Below are 8,201 nucleotides of genomic sequence, written 5' to 3' on the forward strand. Positions count from 1 at the left end.
AGGGTAGTGTCGATCGCTCTGCGAATTATATCCAAAAATAAGCTATTGCCAAAGTAACGAAAGTCAGCGGCAGCCCGAACCGCAAATGTTCCTTAAAAGTCAGCCGATCGCCTGATTTCCGTGCAGCAACTTCAGCTACAATCAAATTAGCCACAGAACCCAACAAAGTTAAATTCCCCGCCAGAGTAGAACCCGCCGCCAACAATAGCCAAGCTTGGGTATCTGTTTTGACAATTACCGATTGCAGAACTAACACCGCCGGTACGTTAGAAATTAAGTTAGAAAGAATTACGGTAACTCCCAACAAACTCAGCGGTGTATTAGTCAAATTAGTTAAATTGTCCAACAAACCCAGTTGTTGAGTGGCTTTAGTCACCACAAACAATCCTGCAAACATTACTAGCAAATTCCAATCGACGCCTTGCAAAATGCGATCGGACTTGACGCGCCTAGTAATTAACAATATACTGGCAGCTATCCAGGCAGATTCTGCTAAAGGTGCACCCGCTAAAAAAGCTACTAAAAGTGCTGCTGTCACCCACAAACTTTTTGCTAGTAAAGGCTTGAACAATCGATACCTGACTTGAGTAACCTGCGGCAAAGATTTGCAAGAACGCACTTCTGGATAAAGCAACCACAGCCAAGCTACTTGAACCAGCAAACAAATTAAAGCTACTGGTGCGAGAGACCGGGCAAATTCCAAATAACTAATTCCCGAAAAAGAACCGACGAGAATATTTTGCGGGTTGCCACTCACAGTCGCCACTGAACCTAAATTAGTACCTCCGGCTAAAGCTAAAAGATAAGGGATAGGATTGAGAGACAAAGAGCGAGTCAGACTCAGCGTTAAAGGGGCCAGCAAAATAGCAGTAGTGTCGTTGAGAAAAAATGCCGATAAAATGCCGCTGCCAAAAGTAACTGCCACCATAATGCCGAAAGGAGAACGAGTAAAGCGAGTTAAAAACTCCAAAGCGAGTTGAAAAAAACCCGATGCTCCCAAAGCCGAATTAACGACCATCATTCCCAGCAAAAAAACGATCGTATTTGGGTCGATCGCCTCCCAAGCAGTTTTGAGGTTAAGTATTCCCAAAGCTACCGCAAAACCTGACCCGACAATTGCAACCGCCGCCCGGTTCATCCGCAGCCCCGGCAAATATCCCAAACCGAATCCCAAGTAGGTCAGTCCCAAGACTAGGTATTTGAGTGTTATCATATATACTTAAAATGCTTGATTGCCGCTTTTTTCCATTGTCTGGGATGCTAAAAGTACAGACCGGGTAATTGCAGCTAAACCTGCTGGCATTGCAACTAGCGCTAAATATCGCCGTGGAAAATAGCCAGTTTTGCAGTAAATTTATCAATACCAATTGAGATATAGTACCTCATCGCAAATTTATCCAACCTTTTGGGACTTTGCGAACTTAGTGCGAACAAAATTTGTCAATCGGCGCCAATTAGCCCTCACCACTTTCTTCTGATCTATAATATGCAAAATCGCGAACGCTAAAAATGTGTACGCCAGCCAAAAATGCAAACTCCTTCCCAGATCAACCATTGCGGAATTCTGGGGAAACATATCCGGCAAAACAATTCCGAAAAATTTCACATTGTTACTTTTGTAAGAGTTAGAAAGCAAGAAACCAGCAACCGGAACTAGCCACATAAAAACATACAAAGTTGTGTGCAGAGCAAAATTTTTGTACCATTCCTTCGTAAACTTTGGCAGGCGTTTCGTATATTTTTTCCACCATACCCTCAGCAGAGTTAAAATCCGCCAAGTCAGTAAAGCCATTGTCAGCACTCCTACGGATTTGTGAAAATCGTAAAGGGGGCCTCGAATAAACAATTCTCCTGGCAATCGAGCCATAGAAGTACCGGTAATAAACAGCACTAAATAGCAAGCTGACATCACCCAGTGTAAGGACATCAGTTGTTTGAACGCAGAATTAAGTCTGGGTTTCGCAGCGGGTTTTAGGGTACTCACTCTTTCTTACCTCCTTAGCATTTGCTGCACAAGATTAAGTATAAACTATAGGACTAAAGCCCGTGGTTGATTGTGCATTATAAGATTTACTTAACTTAACTATTGCAAATATTTATTAAACAGTCAAATTAACTATATTCACGATCGTCATTCCCAACATAAAACATCGTACTGGGGTCGATCGCCTCCCAAGCAGTTTTCAGGTCGAGTATCCCTAAAGCCACCACAAAAGCTGACCCGATAATTGCAACCGCCGCCCGGTTCATCCGCAGCCCCGGCAAATATCCCAAACCGAATCCGAAGTAGGTCAGTCCCAATATTAGGTATTTGAGTGTTATCATATATACTTAAAACCATTGATTGTCGGTTTTTTTTTATTGTCTAGGATGCTAAAAGTACAGACGGGATAATTGCAGCTAAACCTCCTGGCATTGCAACTAGCGGGAAATATCGTCTGCAGACCGTGTACCAGCTACCAAGAAACACAGTGGTTGGATGGGGAAGCGAAAACCAGCACGCTGGACAAGTGGTATTTTTGTTACAACTTGTAACTTTTTTCAAACAACAGGTTTAATTTAGTTTCACAAAAAAGTTAAATTCCAGAAAGTAAAATTAATTACAGTCGAGTTAAGCTAAAAGTGTTTGCTAAAAAAAGTAATTCAAGCAACCCCGAAACCAACTATTCTCACTTGCTCGACACGGACGGCGAGTTCGCGATAGCAAAACTTTCGTGCAGCCAACAAGTCGAACAAGATTGGTATGGAACTCTCTACGAGAATTTTCCGGGCATTTACTTCGTTCTAGATGCTTTGGGAAGAGTTTTTTCGCTCAATCAATTCGGTGCGTCTCGCCTCGCCTACAAATCGCAGGAATTAATTTGTCATTCAATTTTTAACATATTTTACTGCCAAGAGCAAGGCAAAATGCAGGCAGAATTTGCTGGATTGGCCCAGCCGGAAAACGGTACGCCAACTCCAAAAATTGCCTGTTGGGAAGGCTGCTTGACTTGCAAAGACGGCAAGATTATTAGGGTAAAAGCAACCGCGCGCCCAATGCCGGCGGTTGATTGGAAAATAGAGGAAAATACTAATGGTCGCTCAATTGCCAATTTTCAACGGCCGGCTGTACTGTTAGTTTGCGAAGAAATTAAGGCCGCTTCGCAGTCACCCATGCCGCCCAACCAGAGAGGAAATTGGCGCAGTCCAACTTTGGCGATCGCAAAATTAGCCAAAAGTCAACTTAAAGAACGCAACAATATAGAAGACTTCATCCGCGAAGTAACAGAAACCGCTGTCAGTATTATCAACTGCGATCGAGCCAGTATTTGGCTGTATGGCGAAGACAAAACGCAGCTTCACTGCATCGACCTTTACGAACAAAATACTAAACTCCATTCCGTACAAATCATCATCACAGCGGCCGACTGTCCGGCCTATTTTCAAGCTTTAAAATCTGCCAGTGTGATCGCAACTGTGGCCGCAGAAAATGACCCCAGAACGCGAGAACTTGTCGGTCTTTATTTGCTCGATCAGGGCACGACTTCCCTGTTAAACGTACCGATTGTGCTAGCAGGTAAAATGGCGGGAATAGTCAGCGCCGAACGCCAGGGTGCCGACGGTGATTGGACGGAAGAAGAACACGAATTTACCCAAATATTAGCAGATTTTGTATCCTCAAGTTTGTCAGCTAGCGAAAAGTTAAAATTAGAAGCAATGCGGCACGAACAGCAGCAAAACTTGCTGACCCAATACTACGATCAACTAGAAGAAAGAGTAGAAAGACGTACTGCTGAGCTCAAAAAAGCTAACCAAAAACTGCAAAAAGAAATAATTAAAAGAAAACAAGCAGAAGCCGAACTACGCCTGCAGCAACAAGAACAGCAAATAATTTTTGATTCCGTGCCGGCGATGATTTGGCTCAAAGATACCGAAAGTCGCCTGCTGCGAATTAATCAAGCCGCCGCTGCATCGAGAGGTTTGCCCGCAGCTCAATTAGAAGGTAAATCTTTTTATGAAATCTATCCAGACGAAGCAGAGCAATATTATTTAGAAGATTTGGAAGTAATCAATTCTGGCGTTCCCAAGCAGGGCCAAGTCGAACTGCTACCAACAGTTGCTGGTCAAAAATGCTGGGTGCGTACAGATAAAATACCTTACCGCGATGAAACAGGTAAAGTCGCTGGTGTAATCGTGTTTGCAGTAGATATTACTGATTTAATTAAAGTCGAAAGAGAACTGCGAGAATATCGCGATCGCCTCGCAGAAAAAGTCGAGAAACGTACTGCTATGTACAGGCAAGCCATGACCGCTTTGTACTCGGCAAATACGCAACTGCAACAGCTAATTAACAACAGCTACTCCTCTGGCGAAAATGGCAGCAGCCACTCCGCAGCACGCTTGCTCGAATGCGAAGCTTATTTTGAAGCAGTTGCCGTGGCTGACCGCGACACAATTTTGAGCGTCAGCAGTAATTTTGCCCAACTTTTCGGTTACGAACCTGCGGAAATGGTGGGAATGAGCTTGCTAGAACTACTGTCGCCGAAATCATACAAACAGGCGCCGCAAATGATTTCTGCTGCCAGCAATACAGTCTGTGAAACGATTTTTCTTAAGCGAGATGGAACTGCTTTTCCTGCTGACGTTCGCAGCAAATTCGTATTTTGGGAAGGTCGTTTAGTACAGGTGAAAGCAGTCCGAGACCTCACAGAACGGAAATTGACCGCAGCAGAATTAGAGCGATCGCGGTCTTTGCTGCACGCTACCTTAGAAGCAACGGCAGACGGCATTCTCGCCGTTACTACCGCCGGAGAAATGATTAGTTATAACGAAAAGTTAGTTCAAATGTGGGGAATTTATGAAGAAGTAAGAAACTCAATGGATAGAACGGTGCGACTGGCATTTCTCACTAAGCAAGTTAAAGATCCGAGAGCTTTTTTGCAGAGAGTTAAAGAATTTTATAGTGATACGGAGTCGGAAGGTTGCGATATTCTCGAATTTAAAGACGGTCGCACTTTTGAGCGCTACACGCAGCCGATTCGAGTCGGACAAAATATTATTGGCAGGGTGTGGCGCTTCCGCGATATTACATCTCGCGAAAAGGTGACGGCAATGTTGGGAGATTCTCAAAGGCGCTTTCGGGCAATTTTTGATTCTTCTTTTCAATTTGTGAGCTTATTGAAACCGGACGGCACTCTGCTGGAAGCTAACCAAACTTCTCTAGATTTTGCGGGAATTAAGCTACGGGATGTGGCCAATAAACCGTTTTGGCTATTGCCTTGGTGGGGAGATTCTGAGGAAGTTCAGGAACAGTTGCAAGAGGCGATTTCTCGATCGGCAAGAGGTGAATTTGTCCGCTATGAAGTGGAAGTTCAAGGTGTAAATCGGACGGCAACTGTTGATTTTTCTCTCAAACCGGTCGCGGATGAAACGGGCAAAATAGTATTGTTGCTGCCGGAAGGTCGGGACATTACTAAAAGTAAGCAAGCCCAAGTCGCGCTGCGGCAACAAATAGAACGGGAACGCCTGATCGGGCAGATTCAATCGCGAATCCGTTCTTCTCTGGATCTCCAAGATATTCTCAACACTACAGTAGCGGAAGTGCGGGAGTTTTTGGTAACCGATCGCGTGCTGATTTTCCGCTTCCGACCAGACTGGAACGGAGATGTGGTGGTGGAGTCGGTTGCAGAAGGATGGATGCCACTCAAAGGGATGGGAATTGACGATTGCTGTTTTGCCAATACTTACATCGGACAGTATTTAAAGGGCCGCATTCGCGCCATAGAGGATATTCATGCTTCTAATTTGAGCGAGTGTCACCTTAAATTTTTGGAGAATTGTCAGGTGAAGGCAAATTTGGTGGTGCCGATTGTCCAGCAGGGAATTGAACCGAGGGAAGGTAACGGTTCTTGTCAAGTGCCGAAGTTGTGGGGTTTGCTGATTGCCCACCACTGTTCGGCACCCCGCCAGTGGCAGCAGTTTGATGTGGATTTGCTTAGTCAGTTGGGTACTCAAGTTGCGATCGCGATCGAACAATCTTTACTTTACCAGCAGCTAGCGGCGGCCAACCAGCGGTTGGACGGGTTGGCGAATTTGGACAGTCTGACTCAACTAGCTAACCGCCGCCGTTTTGACGAGGTGATCAACCGAGAATGGGAGCAGTCGAGCTCTTCGGAACCGCTATCTTTGATTCTGTGCGACATTGACTGTTTTAAACTTTACAACGACAATTACGGCCACCAAGCCGGGGATGCTTGTTTGCAGCAAGTGGCGCGGGCGATCGGGGATGCTTGCACAAACGCACCCGCAGAACGCCTTTATTTGGCTGCTAGGTACGGCGGCGAGGAATTTGCGGTAATTTTGCCAAATACAGATGTCGTCGCTGCACAGGCTGTTGCTGAGGGAATCCGCAGCCGCGTCAAAGCCTTGGCAATTCCTCACATCAAGTCTGTTGTCAGTGATTCTGTGACTCTCAGCTTGGGAGTTGCGGCAGTTTCGCCAAGTCAAAACTCCCCGAAAATGTTGATTGAAGCTGCGGATAAGGCATTGTATCGAGCTAAGTCTGGCGGGCGCGATCGAGTGGCGATCAGCCAGTAATTATTAGTTGTTATTGGTTATTGGTTATTGGTTACTTGTTATTTGTTGGTTATGAGTAATTTGTTTCTCCTAACTCATAACCAACAAATAACCAGTAACTAAAGTAAAGTGATATCGCTAAGTGCGATCGTACTAGCTTCCACCCCTACCAACAGAACCAACCGTTCCCCACTTGCTTTACTAATTAAAGTGCCTTCGGTAATTTGACTTATTGCCAAATTCCCAATTGTTCCGCCTTTATATTGTAGCACATCCAGCCCTTTTGTGAAGTCAGAAATAACATCAAATTCGCCGTTATTTTCTAACACAAACGTGTCATTCCCTATGCCTCCAATTAGACTATCATCCCCCAAACCTGAGATTAAAATATCATCGCCAAAACCGCCCGTGAGAGTGTCACTGCCAGCCCCGCCAAAGATAGTGTCATTTCCCTCGCAGCCATCCAGCAAATCGCTACTTTCATTCCCACTTAAGAAATCATTGCCAGCACCTCCGCAGATAGTATCACTGCCCAAATTGCCGTACAGAAGATCGTTGCCTTTGCCACCGAACACAATATCATTACCTTTGCCGCCAAATGCAGAATCATTACCTTTACCGCCCTGGATAAAATCAGCACCTTCATTGCCAAAAATTAAGTCGTTTTCTTCTTTGCCATTTAGGGAATCGTTACCACGATTGCCAAAAATGATATCTTCACCTTCACCACCAACAATAATGTCATTATTCTTGCCTCCCAAAAGGATATCATTCCCCTTGTTGCCGTCAATAAAATCATTGCCTCGGTTCCCGTAAAAGATGTCGTTTCTTTCACCGCCATAGAGGTTATCGTCCCCTAAATTCCCATCGAAAAGGTTCTGATTCGGACTGCCGTAAAAAGCATCATTTTCCCCGCTGCCTAACTGAATTTCACCGCTACCATTGCTGTTGATAGTATTGTCAACTGGATTGGGTTGGTTGAAATTGGGCTGCGGAATAGTATCGCAAATGCAATCGCTTTCCATTGGCGTGGGAGTCGGTGTTCCCGATGGCGTGGGAGTCGGTGTTCCCGATGGCGTGGGAGTCGGCGTTTCCGATGGCGTGGGAGTCGGCGTTTCCGATGGCGTGGGAGTCGGCGTTTCCGATGGTGTAGGAGTAGGTGTTTCCGATGGTGTAGGAGTAGGTGTTTCCGTCGGAGTCGGGGTTCCCGTTGGAGTCGGAGTTTCCGTTGGAGTGGGCGTCGGAGTTTCCGTTGGAGTCGGGGTTCCCGTTGGAGTCGGCGTTTCCGTCGGAGTCGGGGTTCCCGTTGGAGTCGGAGTCGGGGTTCCCGTTTCCATCGGAGTCGGCGTTTCCGTCGGAGTCGGAGTTTCCGTTGGAGTCGGAGTCGGAGTCGGAGTCGGAGTCGGAGTCGGAGTCGGCGTTTCCGTCGGAGTCGGAGTCGGAGTCGGAGTCGGAGTCGGAGTCGGCGTTTCCGTCGGAGTCGGAGTCGGAGTCGGAGTCGGAGTCGGAGTCGGCGTTTCCGTCGGAGTCGGAGTCGGAGTCGGAGTCGGAGTCGGAGTCGGCGTTTCCGTCGGAGTCGGAGTCGGAGTCGGAGTCGGAGTCGGAGTCGGCGTTTCCGTCGGAGTCGGAGTCGGAGTCGGAGTCGG

5 protein-coding genes are annotated in these 8,201 nt (G+C 46.4%); 1 reads left to right on the forward strand and 4 read right to left on the reverse strand.

Annotated features, from left to right (window positions below):
• Positions 1-25: 25 nt before the first annotated feature.
• The 3 genes from QUA25_RS21445 to QUA25_RS21455 all read right to left on the reverse strand — a co-directional run bounded on the left by QUA25_RS21445 (position 26) and on the right by QUA25_RS21455 (position 2,325).
• Positions 26-1,213, reverse strand: a complete 1,188-nt coding sequence (locus tag QUA25_RS21445) for an anion transporter (RefSeq protein WP_333041162.1) — start codon at positions 1,211-1,213, stop codon at positions 26-28.
• Positions 1,214-1,393: 180 nt separating this feature from the next.
• On the reverse strand, positions 1,394-1,984 hold the full coding sequence (locus QUA25_RS21450; RefSeq protein ID WP_333041163.1) for a cytochrome b: 591 nt from the start codon (positions 1,982-1,984) through the stop codon (positions 1,394-1,396).
• Between the two features lie 128 nt (positions 1,985-2,112).
• Positions 2,113-2,325, reverse strand: coding sequence for a hypothetical protein (locus tag QUA25_RS21455; RefSeq protein ID WP_333041164.1), 213 nt, complete (start codon positions 2,323-2,325; stop codon positions 2,113-2,115).
• A 297-nt stretch (positions 2,326-2,622) separates the two neighbouring features.
• Between QUA25_RS21455 and QUA25_RS21460 the strand changes: the two genes are divergently transcribed.
• Positions 2,623-6,576 carry a PAS domain S-box protein gene (locus tag QUA25_RS21460; protein WP_333041165.1) on the forward strand — a complete coding sequence of 1,318 codons (3,954 nt, stop codon included), beginning with the start codon at positions 2,623-2,625 and terminating at the stop codon, positions 6,574-6,576.
• Positions 6,577-6,674: 98 nt separating this feature from the next.
• Here the strand turns inward: QUA25_RS21460 and QUA25_RS21465 are convergent.
• On the reverse strand, positions 6,675-8,201 hold a 1,527-nt coding region (locus QUA25_RS21465), incomplete at its 5' end, for a calcium-binding protein (protein ID WP_333041166.1).

The organism is Microcoleus sp. Pol17C6 (genome assembly GCF_036701145.1).
Classification (GTDB): domain Bacteria; phylum Cyanobacteriota; class Cyanobacteriia; order Cyanobacteriales; family Microcoleaceae; genus Microcoleus.

Bases quoted from the DNA above. Each gene is read 5' to 3' on its own strand.
- QUA25_RS21445 (WP_333041162.1), bottom strand. From the start codon at position 1,213: ATGATAACACTCAAATACCTAGTCTTGGGACTGACCTACTTGGGATTC.
- QUA25_RS21455 (WP_333041164.1), bottom strand. From the start codon at position 2,325: ATGATAACACTCAAATACCTAATATTGGGACTGACCTACTTCGGATTC.